At 44.8% G+C, this 19,977-nt stretch carries 14 protein-coding genes; 10 read left to right on the forward strand and 4 right to left on the reverse strand.

Annotated features, from left to right (window positions below; translation table 11 throughout):
* The first annotated feature begins 88 nt into the window (after positions 1 to 88).
* The 4 genes from RCO84_RS15410 to RCO84_RS15425 all read left to right on the forward strand — a co-directional run bounded on the left by RCO84_RS15410 (position 89) and on the right by RCO84_RS15425 (position 5,623).
* The gene (locus tag RCO84_RS15410) at positions 89 to 1,837 is read left to right on the forward strand and encodes a polysaccharide lyase (protein ID WP_317585611.1); all 1,749 of its coding nucleotides are present in this window, start codon (positions 89 to 91) and stop codon (positions 1,835 to 1,837) included.
* A gap of 32 nt (positions 1,838 to 1,869) precedes the next feature.
* Positions 1,870 to 4,638, forward strand: a complete 2,769-nt coding sequence (locus tag RCO84_RS15415) for a DUF6298 domain-containing protein (protein ID WP_317585612.1) — start codon at positions 1,870 to 1,872, stop codon at positions 4,636 to 4,638.
* Positions 4,639 to 4,675: 37 nt separating this feature from the next.
* Positions 4,676 to 4,933, forward strand: a complete 258-nt coding sequence (locus tag RCO84_RS15420; RefSeq protein WP_287798534.1) for a hypothetical protein — start codon at positions 4,676 to 4,678, stop codon at positions 4,931 to 4,933.
* A gap of 117 nt (positions 4,934 to 5,050) precedes the next feature.
* On the forward strand, positions 5,051 to 5,623 hold the full coding sequence (locus RCO84_RS15425) for an RNA polymerase sigma factor (RefSeq protein ID WP_287869912.1): 573 nt from the start codon (positions 5,051 to 5,053) through the stop codon (positions 5,621 to 5,623).
* Between the two features lie 161 nt (positions 5,624 to 5,784).
* Here RCO84_RS15425 and RCO84_RS15430 read toward each other — a convergent pair whose 3' ends face one another.
* On the reverse strand, positions 5,785 to 6,453 hold the full coding sequence (locus RCO84_RS15430; protein ID WP_144154970.1) for a 2-C-methyl-D-erythritol 4-phosphate cytidylyltransferase: 669 nt from the start codon (positions 6,451 to 6,453) through the stop codon (positions 5,785 to 5,787).
* Positions 6,454 to 6,520: 67 nt separating this feature from the next.
* On the reverse strand, positions 6,521 to 7,093 hold the full coding sequence (locus RCO84_RS15435; protein WP_287838346.1) for a DJ-1 family glyoxalase III: 573 nt from the start codon (positions 7,091 to 7,093) through the stop codon (positions 6,521 to 6,523).
* 83 nt (positions 7,094 to 7,176) lie between these two features.
* Here RCO84_RS15435 and RCO84_RS15440 point away from each other — a divergent pair, with 83 nt between their 5' ends.
* A complete protein-coding gene (locus RCO84_RS15440) occupies positions 7,177 to 8,067 on the forward strand; it encodes an NAD kinase (RefSeq protein WP_118254573.1) in 891 nt (296 codons plus the stop codon).
* 205 nt (positions 8,068 to 8,272) lie between these two features.
* Here the strand turns inward: RCO84_RS15440 and RCO84_RS15445 are convergent, their stop codons facing one another.
* The gene (locus tag RCO84_RS15445; protein ID WP_317585614.1) at positions 8,273 to 10,225 is read right to left on the reverse strand and encodes an alpha-amylase family glycosyl hydrolase; all 1,953 of its coding nucleotides are present in this window, start codon (positions 10,223 to 10,225) and stop codon (positions 8,273 to 8,275) included.
* 250 nt (positions 10,226 to 10,475) lie between these two features.
* On the opposite strand from RCO84_RS15445, the gene RCO84_RS15450 reads away from it, so the two are divergent.
* The 5 genes from RCO84_RS15450 (at position 10,476) to RCO84_RS15470 (ending at position 19,159) form a co-directional block, all read left to right on the forward strand.
* Complete coding sequence (locus RCO84_RS15450; RefSeq protein ID WP_317585615.1) at positions 10,476 to 11,687, forward strand: site-specific integrase; 1,212 nt, start codon at positions 10,476 to 10,478, stop codon at positions 11,685 to 11,687.
* Between the two features lie 76 nt (positions 11,688 to 11,763).
* Positions 11,764 to 14,811 (forward strand): SusC/RagA family TonB-linked outer membrane protein, encoded by a 3,048-nt coding sequence (locus tag RCO84_RS15455; protein WP_203053365.1) that lies wholly within the window; start codon positions 11,764 to 11,766, stop codon positions 14,809 to 14,811.
* A 19-nt stretch (positions 14,812 to 14,830) separates the two neighbouring features.
* Complete coding sequence (gene susD / locus RCO84_RS15460) at positions 14,831 to 16,510, forward strand: starch-binding outer membrane lipoprotein SusD (protein ID WP_317573157.1); 1,680 nt, start codon at positions 14,831 to 14,833, stop codon at positions 16,508 to 16,510.
* Positions 16,511 to 16,548: 38 nt separating this feature from the next.
* A complete protein-coding gene (locus tag RCO84_RS15465; protein ID WP_317573159.1) occupies positions 16,549 to 17,742 on the forward strand; it encodes a SusF/SusE family outer membrane protein in 1,194 nt (397 codons plus the stop codon).
* Positions 17,743 to 17,758: 16 nt separating this feature from the next.
* On the forward strand, positions 17,759 to 19,159 hold the full coding sequence (locus RCO84_RS15470; protein WP_260849767.1) for an Outer membrane protein SusF domain-containing protein: 1,401 nt from the start codon (positions 17,759 to 17,761) through the stop codon (positions 19,157 to 19,159).
* 170 nt (positions 19,160 to 19,329) lie between these two features.
* Here RCO84_RS15470 and RCO84_RS15475 read toward each other — a convergent pair whose 3' ends face one another.
* Positions 19,330 to 19,665 carry a hypothetical protein gene (locus RCO84_RS15475; protein ID WP_260849766.1) on the reverse strand — a complete coding sequence of 112 codons (336 nt, stop codon included), beginning with the start codon at positions 19,663 to 19,665 and terminating at the stop codon, positions 19,330 to 19,332.
* Between the last annotated feature and the right edge of the window lie 312 nt (positions 19,666 to 19,977).

Below are 19,977 nucleotides of genomic sequence, written 5' to 3' on the forward strand. Positions count from 1 at the left end.
TTGGGATATATGTATAAAAAAAGTATTGGACTTTGATGACAAAAGCCAGATAAAGGCGTCTTTTATTAAACAACAAACATTAAGAATAATGCAAAAAAACAAAATCATCTTGGCTGTAATGGCTCTAGTTATGATGCCTTCAGCTGTATTTGCTCAGTATCCTAAAGTAACGAAGGAGGCTCAGGCAAAACTGGATTCTTTGGAAGCTCTTTGGACAGCTCATTCAGATTCTGCTTGGGCAGTGGCTTTCCCTATCGTGAAACAAGAGGCAATGGCTGGTCGTCCTTATGTGCCATGGGCTTCCCGTCCATACGATTTGCGCCAGGCTAAGATTCCTGCATTCCCTGGTGCTGAGGGTGGCGGTATGTTTACTTTCGGTGGCCGTGGCGGCAAGGTCCTGACTGTGACCAATCTCAATGATGCTGGTCCTGGTTCTTTCCGTTGGGCTTGCGAACAGGGTGGTGCCCGCATCATCGTCTTCAACGTATCGGGTATTATTCATCTGAAGTCACCTATCTCAGTGCGTGCTCCTTATATCACTATCGCTGGTCAGACAGCTCCTGGTGAAGGCGTTTGCATTGCAGATGAAACTTTTGAAATAAATACACATGATGTGATTGTTCGTCATATGCGTTTCCGACGTGGTCAGACAAAGGTTTGGAATCGTGACGATGCCTTTGGTGGTAATCCGATAGGAAATATCATGATAGACCACTGCTCATGTGAGTTCGGTGCTGATGAAAATATTTCTTTCTACCGCCACATGTTTGATTTGCATGATGGACGTGGAAGACGTAAGGAACCAACTGTAAACGTAACAGTCCAGCGTACACTTTCTGCTAAGGCTCTTGATACATGGAATCATGCATTTGGCAGCACGATTGGTGGTGAGAATGCAAGCTTTATGCGTAATCTTTGGGCAGACAATACTGGTCGTAACCCTTCTATCGGATGGGGTGGTGTGTTCAACTTCGTGAACAACATCGTTTACAACTGGGTGCATCGTACGGCAGATGGCGGAGAATATTCTACGATGAGTAACTTTATCAACAACTATTATAAACCAGGTCCTCTGACGCAGAAGAATTCTGTAGCTCATCGTATAGTTAAAAGTGAGAGTCGTAGTCAAGGTTTGTTCCCATGGCCTCAATATGGCCGTGTTTATGCAGCCGGTAATATTGTAGAAGGTAACGAGGTCGTAACCAAGGACAACTGGAATGGTGGTGTTCAGATTGGCGATAAGGATTTGAAGAATGGAAAAATGCCTGAGGATATAAAGGCTCTGATGCGTTCTGATGAACCATTTGCGATGCCTTATATTAAGATTCTTCCTTCAGAGAATACTTTTGAAAATGTATTGAACGATGTTGGTGCAATGATTCCGACACGTGATGTGATAGATGAACGAATCATACATGAAGTTAGAACTGGTGAAGTTTACTATGCAAAGAAATTGCCAAAGAAGAACCCTTATGGTGATATGTGGGGATTGGCAGATGAATCGAAGAACGATGAAGGTACTTTTAAGCATCGTCGTCTGGACAAGGAATCCTATAAGTTGGGTATCATCACAGACATCTGCCAGGTTGGTGGATTCCCAAAATATAAGAAGGTGAAGCCTTATGTAGATACAGATGGCGACGGTATGCCTGATGAGTGGGAGATTGCCAACGGCCTGAATCCTAACGACCCTAGCGATGCCAACAAGGATTGCACTGGTGACGGATATACCAATATCGAGAAGTATATCAATGGTATCAGCACCAAGGAAAAGGTGGATTGGACTGACATGAAGAACAACCACGATACTTTGGCAGAGAAGGGTAAACTCTTTTGAACAGTTATAAAAACTCTGATGAAACAAGAGGTATGAAAAGATTATTTTCTATATGGATATTTACGTTAGTAGGGGTTGTGCAAATCTTTGCGCAACCCTTCGCGTTTGATTTTAGCTACGTGGGCTACCAGCAGAGCGAAAAGGAGATTCCGGATGCGGACGTTGTGGTCTTCGTGAAATGGAAAGAAGGCGACCAGAGCGCTCGCATACAGAAAGTCATCGACTTTGTTTCTGCCCGCAAAATGGATAAGAAGACGGGACTACGAGGGGCTGTCTTGCTCGATAAGGGTGTATTCGAACTCTCACAGCCGCTTCGTATCCAGACTTCGGGCGTGGTGCTGAGAGGTACTGACCGCAATCAGACGGTGCTATATAAAAAAGGTGTAGACCGTGGGGCGGTGGTGTATCTGGAAAGCGAAAAGCAGATGCAGACGCTGGGTGAACCCATGAAATTGTCTGCTCCCTGGAAGTTGGGAGAGCGGAAGGTGACGCTGCCTGCTGGCTGCAAGATGGGCGATGAGATACTGATAGTACGTCCTTCTACCAAGGAATGGATTCAGAAGATGGGCTGTGCTGACTTCGGTGCAGGCAAGGATCTGGGCTATTGGGGCTGGCATCCGGGAGAAATCGATGTGCGCTGGACCCGTAGTGTGGTTTCTGACGGAAAGGGAGAATTGCAGTTGGATGCTCCTTTATCCATGTCGCTCGGTCAGGATGATGCGGAATGCTTCGTTCAGCGCATCGCCGGTAATGACTGGCGCTTGAAGAATGTGGGTGTAGAAAATCTCACGATAGATTCTGAATATGATACTACCAATCCGAAGGATGAAAACCATGCCTGGGAGGGTGTATATATTAATAAGGTGAAAGACGGTTGGGTAAGAATGGTGAATTTCCGCCATCTGGCTGGTTCGGCAGTCGTAACCCAGCGTGATGCTTCCCGTATCACGGTAGAGGATTGCATTTCTCAGGCTCCTGTCTCAGAAATCGGTGGCTACCGTCGTCGCACTTTCCTCTGTATGGGCGAACAATGTCTGTTCCAGCGTTGCTATTCTGAACAGGGCATGCACGATTTTGTGGCTGGTCTCTGTGCGGCGGGTCCTAATGCCTTCGTACAATGCGATGGTTATGAATCGCTGGGTTATAGTGGTGCAGTGGGACCTTGGTGTACAGGATTGCTCTTCGATAATGTGAATATCGATGGCAACGACATCAAGTTCTGCAATCTCGGTCTCGAAGGCTACGGCATCGGATGGAATACAGCCAACAGCCTCGCTTACCAATGTACGGCTGCCGGAATCTTTGCCGACAGCATTCCTGATGGCAGCAACAACCATGTGTTTGCCTGTTGGGCGCAGTTTAACGGCTCTGGTGATTTCCAGCAATGTAACAATCATGCCAAACCATGGAGCCGCTTTGCCTCTCTTCTGGAGAAACGACTGGGTAGGGATGTCTCTGCCCAATGTCGTGTGCTGGAGAGAGAACGCAACAATGTGAGCAACAATCCTACCTATGATGTGGCACAGAAGATGGTGGAAGAGGCGCGCAAACCTCGCATCACCATGCAGATGTGGATAGCAGACAGCGCCCGGTTCATGGCTTCTGTTTCTCCTGTCAAGGTTATGGATGTGGATAAAATCAAGGAACGTTCTAAGAAAAAGGCGGATCTTGCCCATGCCGGGAAGCCTGTCTTCGCGATAAAGGAGGGTAAGATCATGGTGGCTGATACGCTGTTGAAGGGTGCAAGAATGAATACCCCTTGGTGGAACGGACGTGTTCGTTACTCGGCTTTCCCTAAGATTGCCGATGCCGTGACCCGTTTTGTGCCGGGAATGGAGGGACAGGGCACTACCACCCGTGTGGATAGTGTGGTGGCTCATCTTCGTGATAAGCATGTGGTGCTCTTCAATCAGAACTACGGCTTGTGGTATGACCGTCGCCGTGATGACCACGAACGTGTGCGCCGCCGTGATGGAGATGTCTGGGCTCCGTTCTATGAGCAGCCTTTTGCCAGAAGCGGACAGGGCACGGCTTGGGACGGACTGAGTAAGTATGACCTTACAAAGTTGAATCCGTGGTACATCAGCCGCATTAAGGAATTGGCAGAAAAGGGAGCCAAGAATGGTTTGCTGGTTATCAACCAGCACTATTTCCAGCATAATATTCTGGAGGCAGGTGCCCATTGGGTAGATTGTCCATGGCGTCCGGTCAACAATATCAATGGTACGGTGTTCCCTGAACCTGTTCCTTTTGCCGGTGATAAGCGTGTATGGATGGCTGAATACTTCTATAATATAGATAATCCGGTGATGCGCCAGCTGCATAAGCAGTATATCATGAAGATGCTGGATGCCTTTGCTGATGAGCCGAACGTGATTCAGTCGATTGGTGAAGAGTATACGGGTCCTTATCATTTTACGAAGTTCTGGTTGCAGACCGTTGCCGAATGGGAGGCTAAGACGGGCAAGCATGTCTGGGTGGCTTTGTCGTGCAACAAGGATGTGCAGGATGCCATCCTCCAGGATCCGGAGTTGAGAAAGGTGGTTGACATAATTCATATTGAACAGTGGTATTATACCCAGAAGGGACTTTATGCTCCTGAAGGAGGCAAGAATCTGGCACCTCGCCAGTATCAGCGTCGCCTTCGTCCGGGCAAGGTTACTTATGATGATGTCTTCAAGAGTGTGAGCGAGTATCGTCAGGCTTATCCTGAGAAGGCTGTCATTTACAGTGGGGCTTCGGCACCCGAGAATGGCAAGGCGGTGATGGATGCTGGCGGCTCTTGCCCGAATGTGAAGTAATAAGTAGAATATCATAAAAGTAGAGAAGATGAAAAGAATGATGATAACAGAATCTGTAAGAAATCTTTTATTGAATACCGACTTCCTGGAGTCGGTATTCGGTTCTTCTATTGTAGAACCGGATGCCAACTCTGGGAGGTCGGCATCTTCTCGAAAGTTTGAGAAAATGTATCTTCCTGCCGAAATAGAGCAGGCAAAATATGTTCTTCTTCATCTTGACGAGATTTCGGACTTGTTGTCTGAAACTGACATAGAAGAACTGAAAAATCGCATAAAAAGCCATTTGTACCCTTAAAATGGGAGGGAAAATACACTGAATACCAATTTTTCCCATTCATTTACCTGATTTTTCCTTAGAGTTTGCCGTATTTAGGCTACTTTTGCACCATCAACAAACAAAAGTACACCTAAGATGAAAACAAGCTACAATAACATCAGAGAAAGAGAGAAAGCAGCACAGACGTTGCTCGCTGCCTATCGTCAAGGCGACCAGAACGCTTTCATGTCTTTATATGATATGTACGCGGAAATGTTGCTCAATTATGGTCTGTGTATTACATCAGACAAAGAACTTGTAAAAGATTGTGTACAAGATGTGTTTATCAAACTCATCTCTAAAAGCCAGGATTTACAAGTTACAAAGGTAACCTCTTACCTACTCATTTCTCTCCGCAACAGATTGCTGGATGAGTTTCGCCGCAAGAACTATATGACGGAGACTGCGGTGGAGGATATCCGTATCTCTACAACAGTAGAAGATGTGGAAAACTCTTATATCCTTGATGAAAGTTCACTCAATAATGTTCGTAAGGTACAGATCCTGATGGATGAGCTGACACCACGCCAGCGCCAGGTGTTCACCTTATATTATATAGAGCAGCGCAAATATGAGGACATCTGTGACATCATGCAGATGAACTATCATAGTGTACGCAATCTGGTACATCGTGGCATGTTGAAGTTGCGTGCAGCCGTAGCAGTATAAACTCTTCTGAAGGAGTTTGAGAGATGTTATTGGTAGACCCAAAATAGAGATTTGCACTTTAGGTTAATGATAATTTAAAATAGGTTTATTATAGTTATAAAAAAGGCAGGGGACTCCGTGAGGAATCTCCTGCTTGTCTTTTTATGCCTTGTTGTTTCGCTTTACCCCAGCAACGCTTCCGCTACCTTGATGTCGAATGGAGTGGTAATCTTGATGTTCTCACGGTTACCCTCTACCATTGCAACCTGACAGCCAAGACTTTCTACCACCGAAGCATCATCGGTAAACTGTTCCTTGTATTCCTGGTTGAAAGCCTGCTTTGCCAGACCGATGTCGAAGGTCTGGGGAGTCTGTACCACGCGGTAATCGCTGCGCAGCACATTCTTTCCGCCTCCGTGCTGGTCGATATAGCGCAGGGTGTCGGTTACGGCATATACAGGGATGGCTGCATATTCTTCGCGAGCTGTCTCGAAACATTCCTCGATGACTTCTTTAGATACGAATGGGCGCACGCCGTCGTGAATACCCACTACGCCATCTTCATCATCAGGAATGAGTGCCAGACCGTTTTTGGATGACTGGAAACGGGTGTCGCCACCATTAGCTATCTGGTGCTTGATGCTGAAATGATGCTCCTCGCAGAGCTGGTGCCAGTATGCCTGCTGACTCTCCGGCAGAACCAGGATGATGTTCAATGCAGGGTTATATTCATGAAAACGCTCTATGGTGCGCATCAGGATAGGCTTGCCCGCTACCGGCAAGAACTGTTTCGGAATCTCACTTCCCATGCGGAGGCCCTTGCCTCCGGCTACTATGATTACGTAATCCATTTTTTAAGTGAAGAGTTAAAAGTGAAGAGTGAAGAATTCTAATTCTGCCTTTCTTCACTCATTGTTATTACTTGCTCTGCATGAGATGATCATACATCATGCCATCCTGCAGGGCAGCTACAGTTTCCTTGCTTACGAAATAGCTCAATATCTTATAGGCGTATGGGAGGGTTGCTGCAGGACCTTCGCCCGTAATCACGTTGTCGTCTTCCTGGAAGAGGGTGGCGGTATATTCGGTGTTCTCGCCGAAATACTGCTCAAAGCCAGGATAACAGGTAGCCTTCTTTCCTTCGAGGATGCCTGTGCTTGCCAGAACCATTGGGGCTGCGCAGATGGCACCGATTCGCTTGCCAGCCTTGTGCTGTGCGATGAGCGCCTGGCGTACACCTTCGTGCTCGTTCAGGTTTGTACTTCCTGGCATTCCGCCCGGAATCATCAGCATGTCAGCATCTTCAAAGCTGGCAATATCCTCAAACTTCAGGTCAGCCTTGATGGTAACACCATGCGATGTTTCTACCCATTCAGTACCCGTTACACTTACTGTCTTGATGTCTACACCACCTCTGCGGAGGATGTCTACCGGAGCCAATCCTTCGATTTCCTCGAAGCCATTGGCAAGAAATTCATATACCTTAGCCATAATTTATTTGTTTTTTGTCTTGTTATTCAAATAATATGATTACCTTTGCAAAAGTAAGAATAATTATTGAAATAACAAAATAAATGGCACAGCAACATTTAAAATTCGCAATATTTGGTAATGAATACCAGGCTAAGAAGTCGGCTTCGATAGAGAAAATCCTTCTTTATCTCGAAAAGAAGGAGGCTGAAGTTTATGTGGAGAATGCTTATTACGAGTTTCTTACCCGCGACCAGCATCTTGATGTGAAGGCGGCTGGGGTGTTCGAGGATTATAACTTCGATGTGGATTACGTCATCTCTATGGGTGGTGACGGTACCTTTCTGAAGGCAGCGAGCCGTGTGGGAGCCAAGGGTACGCCTATCATCGGTGTGAATATGGGCAGGTTGGGCTTCCTTGCCGATGTGCTGCCTAGTGAGATAGAGTCGGCTCTGGACAGTCTTTATGCCGGTGATTGTCTGATAGAGGAGCATGCGGTGATTCAGGTGGAGGCAGAAGGTGGCATACTTGCCGGCAATCCGTTCGCCCTCAACGATATCGCCGTACTGAAGCGTGATGATGCTTCGATGATTTCTATCCGTACGCAGGTTGATGGCGAATTTCTCGTTACCTATCAGGCTGATGGACTGATTGTTACCACGCCAACAGGTTCTACAGCATACAATCTATCTAATGGCGGACCTATCATCATTCCGCAGAGTGGCAGCATCTGTCTTACTCCGGTGGCTCCTCACAGTCTGAACATCCGTCCTATCGTCATCAACGATACGGCTGTCATCACGCTCGATATCGAGAGTCGCAGCCACAACTATCTGGTAGCCATCGATGGCCGTAGTGAGCGTATGACGGAGGAAACCCGCCTTATCATCCGAAAGGCTCCTCATAGCATCAAGATTGTGAAGCAGCGCAACCAGCGTTATTTCTCTACCTTGAGAGAAAAACTGATGTGGGGTGCTGACCAGCGCGAAAGATAAGTAGAATAAGAAAATAATTAGAATAAGAAAAGAGGTATATCCCGAAGATGAATCTTGGGTATACCTCTTTTTCCTAACCTAAAACAACTAACTAATAATTTTGTTCACACAAAACTAAACCTAAAAACATAAACCTTAATAAACCTAAAAACTTAAAAACTAAAACTGAAAAACTTAAACTAAAAACTGAAACTATTCTTTGAACTTATTTGTTGTATTCTGCAGTAACATCCTTCACTTTATATTTCTTACCTTCTTTGGATGCCTCGATTTCGAAGTAAGCCGTACTGGTGAGACCTGCTATATCTACAGTCTGCGGCTTATCTGTGCCATTATTGAATATGACATTCACCAACTCGGTTGCATTATCAATGCTGACTTCCTTGTAGTACCATGTCTTACCACCGATGGTCTTTGTTTCTGTCATCTTTTCACCAGGCCACTTAACAGATGCTGCTTTCTTCCATGTATAGCAGTATAATGGGTTCCATTTCACAGCATCGGCATTCACATAAACCATAAATTTATATGCCTTGAACTTCTCAATCGTATATTGATGAGTGGCGATATTTCTAACTTCACCATTCACAAGCAATCCAACCTTCAAGGTACAAGTACCATTGATGCTGATTTCCTTACCACTTTCTACAGTTGTGCTCTTTGCAGTAGGGGTAGAGCCGTCCAAGGTATAAACCAATTTGGCTCCCTCTGTCTGGCTGACTGCAGTAAGTGTGGTCTTGAAACCTTCCTCGTATGAGCCAGAAGGCACGTCGGTCCAAGAGGTTTCTGCATCATTAGAGAGAAAATAGGCATAGTGATAACCGGAAAGAATCTTTGTATAGCCTGTTTCTCCTGCATATTTATCAGCATCATTACCTACAGCCACAAGAAGTTTGTGCTTAGTACCAGTAACCTCGTTCACATAAAGAGTTTTCTTGCTCTGCTTGTTGGCATAATTGCTCATATTAGTGATGCCTGCATATTTGCGGGCTGCAATCATCTCCTTTATCTCAGACTTATAAGCATTCCAGTGTGGCTGGAAGATACATGGTGTGCCTGGCATGGCGAGCATATAGGCATTGGCTGCTATGGTATCTTTGCGCAGAGGGTCGTTCTGTTCTGATTCAGAGCGTTTCTGTGTATCATGATTTTCTACAAAAGTAACCGCATAACGACGATAATTGGCATCGTGCATAAGATTGTCGTTACTGTGGAGCTTTGACCAGTCTGAAGATGTTGTCACCTTTCCGTTAGCCGCTCCGTTTACGGCATCGCGTACGTTATAACGGAACTGGAAGTCGAAGGCTGCGCTCTTCTTGTTAGTTCTGTTTATCCAACTTTCTATTTTGTCGTTACCATCCCAGTATTCACCTACAGAGTATTCTACACCTGTGGCATCATTATAGTCGGCAACATGGCTACCATCGAAGCCTTTCACCATATCATAGCGGAAACCGGTGTAACCCAAATCATCCTTCAGATATTTCAGATACGCTTTGATCACCTTCTGCACATTTTCGCTCTTGTGGTCGATGTCACGGCAACCTCCAAAGTCGGTTCCCTCATCATTGTTCTGGCTGAGGCTTACCCCGTCTGTGGCAGCCTGGGTTGCTGTAGTTCCGCCATCATCATTCTTGCAGATGTCTGTAGATTGCATCTGGTAGGTCACTCCCTTGTAGGTTTCTGCAGGGAAGGTGAACCAGCCGTCTGTATTGCGGTGGTTGATGACTACATCAGCAATAGCACCTATACCAGCGGCTTTAAACTTAGTAATCAGACTTCTGAGCTCAGCCTCAGATCCGAAAGAAGAGTTCTGATTAAAATAGTAATATGGCATATAACCCATCACCTGAGTGGCCTCCATACATTTTCCGCTTTGTGGAAGCCAAACAAGGTCGATATAACCTTTCAGCTCATCAGCCTGCTTCTCTAAGACCTTCCATTGTGATTCATTATAAGAATCCCAAGAGAATCCTTGCAGCATAACACCGCTATAATCGCTAGCCCAGCCTTGCGAATTGAGACTTGGTTCAGGCTCAGGACTTGGGGTAGGCGCTGGCGTTGGCTCAGGATCTGGAAGATCAGGGTCATTGCTGCTAGAGCATGCTCCAAGTGTGAGTGCCATTGCGGCAAGGAGTGTAAAGTATATCTTCTTCATAATTATCATTGTATTTTGTGATTACTATCTTATGTTAAATTGTAAGTTGTATTCTTTTTCGTTGGCAAAGTTACGATTTATTTCATTAGCTTGTTCAAAAATTGATGCAAATCAAGTAAACAATTTGCGCAATCGTTTGCATTTACTAATAAAGTTGTTTCTTTAGGTACGTCTTTAGGTACTTTAACTTGAAAGACTTGATGAAGATATATTTTGCTTATAATTTTGCACAGATGAAACAGTAAAGATTATGGCGAAAAAGAGAACTAAAACAAAAGTAAAGGAACCCATCAAGATTTGGGTGAAACCTTTGAAGAATGGCAACAAGGCTATCTATCTGCGTACTTACCAAGCAGGAAGCAAGGGTAGAGGCTATACCTACGAGCGGTTGAAGGGATTGTTGCTGGTAGATGACAAAAGAGGAAGCGACAAGGAGGCTAAGGCAAAGAATGAAGCTACTTTGCGCACCGCTATGCTCATCCGATGTGAGCGAATCAGAGAGTGGAGTATGAGCCACGGTAACTATCAGCGAGAGATGGTGACCAAGGATATGCTCTTAAAAGACTGGATGCTGCTATATGCTGATCAAAAAAGACAGCAGGGACAGAGCGGCAGTCATGCTGTCAACATCCAGCATGCCCTCTTGCATTTGATAAGATACAAGGGTGAGAATATTCGCATGGCACAACTGGACAAGGTGTATTGCGAAGGCTTGGTACAGTATCTGGCTCATGCCAAGACCATTGGTACGGATGTGCCCAAGCGGGGCGAACATCATGAGAAAGACTTGGCGAAGGGTACGGCACGCCTCTATTACAATACGTTTGTTACCGCATTGAATGAGGCGGTGAGAGAAGGTATCATACCTGAGAATCCCACCAAACTACTGAAGAAAGAAGAGAAAAAGCTGATTGGTCAGGGAGAGAGCCGACGCTGCTATCTCAGCATCGAGGAAATCAGATTGTTGATGGCTACTCCTTGCAAGGATGAAACCGTGAAGCAAGCTTTCCTCTTCGCTTGTTTCTGTGGTTTGCGCATCAGTGATGTCAGGACATTGCGATGGGCAGATATCGGAAAAGGTACGGAGGGATACTATATTAGCAAGTTGATGGTGAAGACCCGTCATGTGGTAACGGTACCCTTGTCGGAGAATGCTTTGTCGTGGATGCCAGCAAGAGGACAGGCAAGGGCTGATGACAAGGTATTTGAGCTGCCATCGTTCTTCTCGGTCAACTATCGATTGAAGCAATGGGCTAGGGAGGCAGGCATTGACAAGCCAGTTACTTTTCATGTATCTCGTCATACCTTTGCCACCGCCTTGCTCACGATGGGAGTGGACCTCTATACCACCAGCAAACTGTTGGGACATCAAAACATCATAACCACGCAAGTATATGCCGAGATAGTGAACAGAAAGAAGGTTGAGGCGGTGAACCTTTTGGACCAAATCAAGCCTCTTTAGGTACGCTTTTAGGTACATGATGCTTTCAGAAACTTGAAGGAGAGGGCAAGCTGCAAACTTAAAAATCAAGCAAATGATGAAGCAGGTAAAAATCAAATTGCCTCTCAGAGCATTGACCCTTGCAAGCGGTCTGCTTCTGACGGTGAGTTCCTTTGCGCAGAGTAATGCAATTAAGGGACATGTGAAGGATGCTTCTGGTGAGCCTATCATGGGTGCTACCATTACAGTTAACGGTAAGGCAGTGGGCATTACCGACATGGATGGTAACTTCTCAGTTGATGCAGCGCCAGGTGCCAATCTTACTTTCACCTATCTTGGAATGACACCAAAAACAATCAAAGCAACATCTAACATGATGATTACCTTGGTTGACGACCAGAAGTCTTTGAACGAGGTCGTTGTCATCGGTTATGGTCGTGCTAAGAAGAACGACTTGACTGGTTCTGTTACAGCTATCAAGCCAGATGAGATGTCAAAGGGTATCACAAGCAGTGCCTCTGATATGTTGGTAGGTAAGATTGCCGGTGTAGATGTACAGACTGGTGGCGGTCAGCCTGGTACCGGTGCACAGATTCGTATCCGTGGTGGTGCTTCTCTGAGTGCTTCTAATGACCCTCTCTACGTAATCGATGGTTTGGCTATTGACAACAATACCAACAAGGGTATGAGTAACGTCTTAGCCATGATTAACCCTAACGATATCGAGAGCTTCACTGTATTGAAAGATGCTTCTGCTACAGCAATTTACGGTTCCCGTGCTTCTAATGGTGTCATCATCATTACAACCAAGAAGGGACGTTCTGGTCAGAAGCCTTCTGTTACTTATAATGGCAACGTAACACTGTCAACCATCCAGAAGAAATATGATGTGATGAATGCCAGCGAGTACAAGCAGGCTCTTACCTCTCTTGGTATCGACACAAGCACATTAGGCAGTTACGATACAGACTGGCAGAATGAGATTTTCCGCACCTCTGTTTCTACTAATCACAACATTAGTATTCAGGGTGGTCTGAAGAATATGCCTTATCGCGTCAGTTTAGGTTTCGAAGACAACAATGGTATTGTCAAGACAACATGGATGAAGCGTTTCAATACATCTGTCAATGTTGCTCCTTCTTTCCTCGATAAGCACTTGAACTTCAACTTCACAGCAAAGTATATGTTCGAGAAGGACCGCTATGCAAAAGTTGGTGATGCTATCGGTAATGCATTGTCAATGGATCCTACACAGCCTGTATATGGAAATGGTGAAGACTACAAATACGTTGGTGGATATTTCCAGTACTTGCAGAACAAGAGCGACCAGATTAGCGATCCTGATTGGAAGAAGATGGCTGCCTCTCAAGTTACACAGAACCCAGTTGCAGTTCTCGACAACTACAAGTGTATAGCAAAGTCTAATGATATTTCAGGAAACCTTGAGGTAGACTACAAGATTCATGGCTTCGAAGACTTGCATTTGCATGCTGCCATCGGTGCCCAGTATACAGATGGTAAGCAGAATGAAGACATTTCCAAGTATTCCTTCTCTAACAACTATTTTGGATATTATGGCACTGACCATCAATACAAATATAGCATCGAAGGAAAAGCTTTTGCTGAATATGCACACAAGTTCGGTGTTCATGATATCGACATCATGGCAGGTGCAGAGCAGAGCCACTACCACAGAACAGGCTATAACTACGGAAGTGGTATTGATGAGTACTTGAGAGACAACAATCCTCAGTTCGTTGAAGCAGATGGTAAAATGAACTATATATATAGTCCAACGTATCAGAAGAACACCATGTGGAAGGCTCACAACTCATTGGTATCTTACTTCGGACGTTTTAATTACAACTTGTTAGATCGCTATTTGCTTACAGCAACATTCCGTGCCGATGGTTCTTCTCGTTTCAAAAAAGGCAAGAAGTGGGGTTACTTCCCTGCTGCAGCCTTTGCTTGGAAGATTAACAACGAACCTTTCTTGAAGGACGCAAAATGGCTTGATGAGTTGAAGCTCCGCTTGGGTTGGGGTATGACTGGTCAGCAGAATGGTATTCCAGACTTCTACTATACTCCTGTATATACAGTCAGCGATACTTATGCACAGTATCCATTTGGTGACAAATATTATATAACCATGCGTCCATCAGCATACAATCCTGAATTGACTTGGGAAAAGACAACAACCTACAATGCTGGTTTAGACTTCACCGCTCTCAATGGTCGTTTCGGTATGAATGTGGATGGTTACTATCGTAAGACTACCGACCTTCTGTCAACAATTGCCATCGCCGGTGGTACTAACTTTGGCGACCAGCTTCTGAAGAATATTGGTTCTTTGGAAAACTATGGTGTTGAATTGGCATTCGATGTCAAGCCTATTGTTACAAAGGACTTCATATGGGATGTAACCTACAACGTAGGATGGAACCACAACGAAATCACACAATTGGATGCAGGTTTGCAAGACTGGGTATGGACTGGAGATAAAGTATCTCGTGGTAACAACACCAAGATTCAGGTAAACAAGGTAGGCCAGCCTATCAAATCATTCTATGTTTTCCAGCAGGTTTATGATGAAAACGGCAAACCTATCGAGGGTCTGTATGTTGACCGCGACGGAAATGGTACAATCGATGATGACGACCGCTATTGCTACAAGAGCCCAGCTCCTGACGTAATCATGGGTCTCACCACCAAGTTCATCTATAAGAACTGGGACTTCAGTGCAGCATTCCATGCCTCTATCGGCAACTATGTTTACTACGATTTCTTGAACGAGAAGGCAGTTTTAGCCGACCTCAATAAAGACAACATCTTCAGAAATACTACAGCAGAAGCTGTTGATCTTGGTTTCTGGGGTAAAACCTCAAAAGCAACCAACACCAGTGACTACTTCGTACGCAATGCTTCTTACTTGAAGTGTACAAACATGACATTGGGATATAGCTTCCCTGCATTGATTAAGGCTGGTGCTGAGAAGATTTGCAGTGGTCGAATTTTCTTCACAGTTCAGAACCCATTCATCATTTCCAAGTATAAGGGTATTGACCCTGAGGTAAGCAGTGGTATCGACAGTAATCCTTACCCACGTCCAATAAGCTTCCAGCTTGGTTTGAATCTTAACATCTAAAAATAAAAAGGAGACAATTATGAAAAAACTATTTATAACGACTGCAATGGCAAGTATGTTGTGCATGGGCTTTGTCTCATGCGCAGACGAACTGAATATCAAGTCCATTGATCCACAGTCTTCCCCAACATATACTGCGGAGGGCCTCTTGGCTAAACAGTATGCAACCCTCGGTCTTACAGGTCAGAAAGGTCCTGCAGGTTCAGCAGACTTGAGTGGAGACGAGGGTGAGAGCGGATTTATCCGTACCGTCTTCAACTTGCAAGAATTAATGACAGACGAAATTTTGTGGGCATGGCAAGACAATGAAGGTATTGCCGCTATTACCCACATGAACTGGGATAAGAGTAATGCACGAGTAAACTGGGCATACCAGCGATTAATTTTCGACATCACCCTGTACAACCAGTTTATTTCCGAGCAGACAGGTAAGATGAGCGAAGATAAGATTGCAGAAGTCCGCTTCCTCCGTGCACTGAACTACTATTATTTCCTCGACCTGTATCGCAAGGCTCCTTTCAAGGAAACCTTCGACAGCAATCTCCCTATTGAGAAGAGCGGCAAGGATCTCTACGAGTGGCTTGACAACGAGTTGACTACCATCGAGCCTATGATGGCAGAGGTGGGGGCTTATAATAACAGTGAGAATTTCGGACGAGCCGACCGTGGTGCAGCTTATGCCCTCCATGCTCGTTTGGCACTTAACTCAGCTGTTTATACAGATGGTCAGGTTAAGGACTACCAGAAGGCTATCGATTATTGCGACAAGATTATCAATAGCAAAAAATACGACCTTTCTCGAAAAGCAAAGAATGGCTACAGCGGTTACCAGCAGTTGTTCATGGGCGACAATGATTACAATCCTGAGGCTAGGCAGGAAATCATCTTTGCTGTTCGTCAGGATGGTTTGAAGACTCGCCAGTATGGCGGTTCTACTTATCTCGTAGCAGCCTGCACCAAAGCTGGCATGCCATCAGCAAGTACCGCTGACCCTTGGAAATGTATCTTTGCACGCGAAGATTTGGTTAAGAAGTTCTTCCCTAACAAAGATATTCCTATGGCAACTACAGATGATGTTTTAACTGATGCAACAAAGGATCAGATTATCGCAAAAGATAATGAGAAAGGCATCGGCACAGACGCTGTTATAGCAAAGGCAAAAGACGATCGAGCTTTGTTATACATGGGTGTAGGTGGCTGCGAAAGTGGAAAAGTTCGTACACTCAATCCAGGTGATGCTATCACAGACCCTCTGAATGGTGCGGCTATCGTAAAGTGGAGCAATTTCCACGCAGATGGTACAGCACAGCATGACCAGAACTTTTCAGACACCGACATTCCATTGTTCCGCCTGGCAGAAATCTATCTGACCCGCGCAGAGGCAAAGTTCCGTCTCAACGGCAGTCAGGAAGGTTTGGCTGACATCCAGTTGGTTCAGGACCGTGCTCACCGTGATTTAAAAGCTACATCAGTAGATGAGCAGACTCTTATAGATGAATGGGGCCGCGAGTTCTTTATGGAAGGTCGCCGTCGTTCAGACTTGGTTCGCTTTGGCTTGTTCACAGGTTCTAAGTACCTCTGGAGTTTCAAGGGTGGTGTACCTAATGGTGCAGGTATTGAATCACATTTCGATATCTACCCTATTCCAGGCAATGAGACTAAGAACAACCCTAACATGACACAGAACCCAAAATACTAATTGTTAGGTTAACAGATTAAATTAAAAAAGAAAGAATTATGAAAAAGATATTCAAATTCATGCTGTTGCCAGCATTGGTACTCCCTTTGCTCTTTACATCATGCGATGATGACAGAGACAGCAACCCTACATTGGACTTGAGTCATGTTGCAGATGGATTTGTATTGAACACTCCTGCCGTAGCAGAAAACAATACTTACGATCTCATCAGTGCAAAAAGTTTAAGATTGACATGTTCGCAGCCAAACTATGGTGGAGTACCTTACTCTATGAGATATTACGTACAGGTATCTATCGATCCTGCATTCGTCAGCGATGGTACTGCTACTCACACAGAGTTAGCGACATTCTATAGAACTGCCGATATGCAAGTTAATGCAAATGAAATAAACAACGCTATAGTAGCTCTCTTTCAGGCTGCAAATCCAGATACAAGTGTTCCTGAAGAAATGCCTGTTTACATTCGCTTGCGCGCTGTGATTGGAGACGCTACTGATACAAGTTTGGGCGAGACATTCTCAAATACCATCACCTTGCGTTCTGTGAAGGCTACTTATGAGGCTCCTGATGCTAAGTTCACTGACAACCTCTACTTGATAGGTAGTTCTATCCAGACTCCATGGAAGAGTTGGAAACCAATTCCTAAGGTCTTTGGTTTGGAAGGTAACTACTATGGTATAATCTACTTGCCAGCTGGTGGTGAGTTCAAGTGGGGTACCGAGAACAATGACGACCGCGGTTACAACCGTATCAAGGAAATCAACGATGAGGCCAACGCCGGTATCTCAGAAGGTGAAGAGCATAGAATCAAGGTAGCCAACGCAGGTTGGTACACTCTCTTGTTCAAAGGTAAGATTACAGAAGACAAGAAGAATATTGACTGGACACTATCTGTTTACCCAACAAAGGTTTACATCTTAGGTGGTAGTGTTGAGATGTCTGGTACTTGGGCATTTGATGACACTTATGCTCTGACAGCTCCAGCAGATAAGAATGGCAAATGGGTTTCTCCTGCATTCACTGCCAGCGCAGAGCTTCGCGCAGCTGTCAAGGTAGGCAACTTAGACTGGTATCGTACAGAGTTCACTCTTCACAAGGGCAACGTCTTCTGGCGTAGATATGATATCGTAAACAGCTGGGCTGAGACTGAGGGCGCAGATTACTCTGTAACTACCCAAGTTGGACAGAAGTTGTATATCGACTTTGATAATTACACAGCAGAAGTTAAATAATTAAGACCAAAGCACAATGAAAAAAACATTATTATATAGCTTAGCAGTCTTGGCAAGTGTTACACTTGCCAGCTGCAACGGCGACTACGATGATTGGGCTAATCCTCAGACCAATCCACAGGAGGCCTCAGCTGCCAAATACGGAATTACTTTCGCAGCAGGTACTGAAGCTGAAAGTAGCATGCCAGACAATGACGGTATTATCAATCTCGTCACAGTCAATTCATCAGATGCCGATGTTACAGGTTTCACACTCAAAGACTTGAAAGTAAATGGCGAAGCCATTAAAGGCGAAATCAACGGTAACAGCATTCAGGTAGACGCAAAAGAATTGGAGAAGATTCTCTGCAGCCAGAACAAATCACGCGCAAGCGTTGCTCGTGACATCAACGTTGAGTCTAAGGTTTCTGTCAACTTGGCATCAGGTGATGCCGTTGCCATCAATACCGTAGGTACGACTACAGCCAAACTTAAGCCATCCCCAACTCCTGCTATCGATGAGAAAGGTTACTACATGCTCGGTGAAGTTAATGGCAATGGATGGAAGCCAAAAGAACCTGTATGGATGAACAAAGTGTCTGATGGTGTTTACCAGCTCAAGGTCACCACAGAGAAAGATAAGAACTATTTTAAGTTCTACGAAGGCAGCAAGTGGGATGAAACCGGCAACTGGAATGTCATCAACAAAGGTGTCATGGGTTGCGAGAAAGATGGTAGCGAAGATGCTTCTGGTACAATCTATTATACTGGCGACAGTTGGGGTACTCCACAGTCAATGGTTATCGTAGGTACTGGTACATGGATTGTAACTCTCGACATGAACAACCTGTCTTACTCTGTAGGCAAGCCTATCCTCTATATGGCAGGCGATGCTAATGGCTGGGCAACAAATGACTATCTCGCAGGTGAAGATGGTGTAAAATTCACTGGTTACATGTACCTGAACCAGAATGGTTTCAAGTTCTGTACTCAGCCAGAGTGGAAGGGCACCAACTATGGCGCAGCCTTCAATACTGCTCCAGATGCAGCCAACATCACTATTACAGAACCTGCAGGTTACTATCAGGTAGATGTTGATTTGTCTGAGAAGAAATACGAACTGACTCCTATTACATCTATTGGAATCATTGGTAGCGCATCACCTAATGGTTGGGAGTCAGACGTAGATATGACTTACGTTCCTTACAATAAAGATACCAAGGAAGTTAATGGCTACTGGGAAGTTAAGAACATCACATTGAGTGCTGGTGAAATCAAGTTCCGCGCCAACGACGATTGGGCCATCAGTTGGGGTGGAGAGTTAGATAACCTCACAACAAAGAATGGTGGAAACATCACTGTAGAAGCAGGTACTTACGACATCAAGCTTTATGCTTGGGCTGAAGGCTTTGCTAAATGTGTGATGACAAAGAAGTAAGCATTTGCTTCATCAAATAAACTTAAAATTAATAGGCGGCTCTCAATTCCGGGAGTCGCCTATTTTTTCTTTCTCCTCATCCTTTTCAAGTATTTTTTCCCTAAAACCTTGGAAGTTACGGATAGTTACGGCATCACAGAACCCTTTAGATTCAATCAAAGGGTTCTCTTTTAATCAGCCTTAACTGATTCATCAAGATAGATGCGAATAAGGGATGCCTCTTCTTCTACACGTACTACTTCAAAATTTGAAAGTATCTCTGATGGCAGAATTAATTGTGCCAACGCTAATAGTCCATGATTTTCATGACGCAAAGATATAAAATTTTCAGGAAAAATAAAGTCCATAACAACAGACAATGTGATGGATTTTTGCACTTGCTTGTTGAATTCGCATTCTTTGTCTTCTATGAAAGATGATGCATATAATAATAATGTGATAACTTGTATCTTTTGGTGCAAAATATTTAATGCGTCTGCCCTGGTGGAATATACCTTCTCAGACATTGCCACTAGGCTCAGCAGCTCTGCCGAGCCTAGTCAGCAGGTCTGCTGACTGCAGTCAGCACCTCTGCTGAGCCTAGTGACAACACCTTTTAGTCGTACAACTATAACCTCTTTAGTCGTACAACTATACACCCTTTAGTCGTACAACTATACACCCTTTAGTCGTACAACTATAACCTCTTTAGTCGTACAACTATAACCCTTTTAGTTGTACAACCGTAATATAATGATAAGCGGCTCCGCAAAACGTTTGCATTGTTATAATTGCTTCCTTGCATCGTATAAGTTGCGGTATTGTTATCATCCATCTCA

The sequence above is a fragment of the Segatella copri genome (genome assembly GCF_949820605.1).
Taxonomy (GTDB): Bacteria; Bacteroidota; Bacteroidia; order Bacteroidales; family Bacteroidaceae; genus Prevotella.

What these genes read in the sequence shown, in the direction of transcription:
- RCO84_RS15465 (WP_317573159.1), top strand. Translation starts at nt 16,549, where the DNA reads ATGAAAAAGATATTCAAATTCATGCTGTTGCCAGCATTGGTACTCCCT.
- RCO84_RS15450 (WP_317585615.1), top strand. Translation starts at nt 10,476, where the DNA reads ATGGCGAAAAAGAGAACTAAAACAAAAGTAAAGGAACCCATCAAGATT.
- RCO84_RS15420 (WP_287798534.1), top strand. Translation starts at nt 4,676, where the DNA reads ATGATGATAACAGAATCTGTAAGAAATCTTTTATTGAATACCGACTTC.
- RCO84_RS15435 (WP_287838346.1), bottom strand. Translation starts at nt 7,093, where the DNA reads ATGGCTAAGGTATATGAATTTCTTGCCAATGGCTTCGAGGAAATCGAA.
- RCO84_RS15440 (WP_118254573.1), top strand. Translation starts at nt 7,177, where the DNA reads ATGGCACAGCAACATTTAAAATTCGCAATATTTGGTAATGAATACCAG.
- RCO84_RS15475 (WP_260849766.1), bottom strand. Translation starts at nt 19,665, where the DNA reads ATGTCTGAGAAGGTATATTCCACCAGGGCAGACGCATTAAATATTTTG.
- RCO84_RS15410 (WP_317585611.1), top strand. Translation starts at nt 89, where the DNA reads ATGCAAAAAAACAAAATCATCTTGGCTGTAATGGCTCTAGTTATGATG.
- RCO84_RS15445 (WP_317585614.1), bottom strand. Translation starts at nt 10,225, where the DNA reads ATGAAGAAGATATACTTTACACTCCTTGCCGCAATGGCACTCACACTT.
- susD (WP_317573157.1), top strand. Translation starts at nt 14,831, where the DNA reads ATGAAAAAACTATTTATAACGACTGCAATGGCAAGTATGTTGTGCATG.
- RCO84_RS15455 (WP_203053365.1), top strand. Translation starts at nt 11,764, where the DNA reads ATGAAGCAGGTAAAAATCAAATTGCCTCTCAGAGCATTGACCCTTGCA.
- RCO84_RS15430 (WP_144154970.1), bottom strand. Translation starts at nt 6,453, where the DNA reads ATGGATTACGTAATCATAGTAGCCGGAGGCAAGGGCCTCCGCATGGGA.
- RCO84_RS15425 (WP_287869912.1), top strand. Translation starts at nt 5,051, where the DNA reads ATGAAAACAAGCTACAATAACATCAGAGAAAGAGAGAAAGCAGCACAG.
- RCO84_RS15470 (WP_260849767.1), top strand. Translation starts at nt 17,759, where the DNA reads ATGAAAAAAACATTATTATATAGCTTAGCAGTCTTGGCAAGTGTTACA.
- RCO84_RS15415 (WP_317585612.1), top strand. Translation starts at nt 1,870, where the DNA reads ATGAAAAGATTATTTTCTATATGGATATTTACGTTAGTAGGGGTTGTG.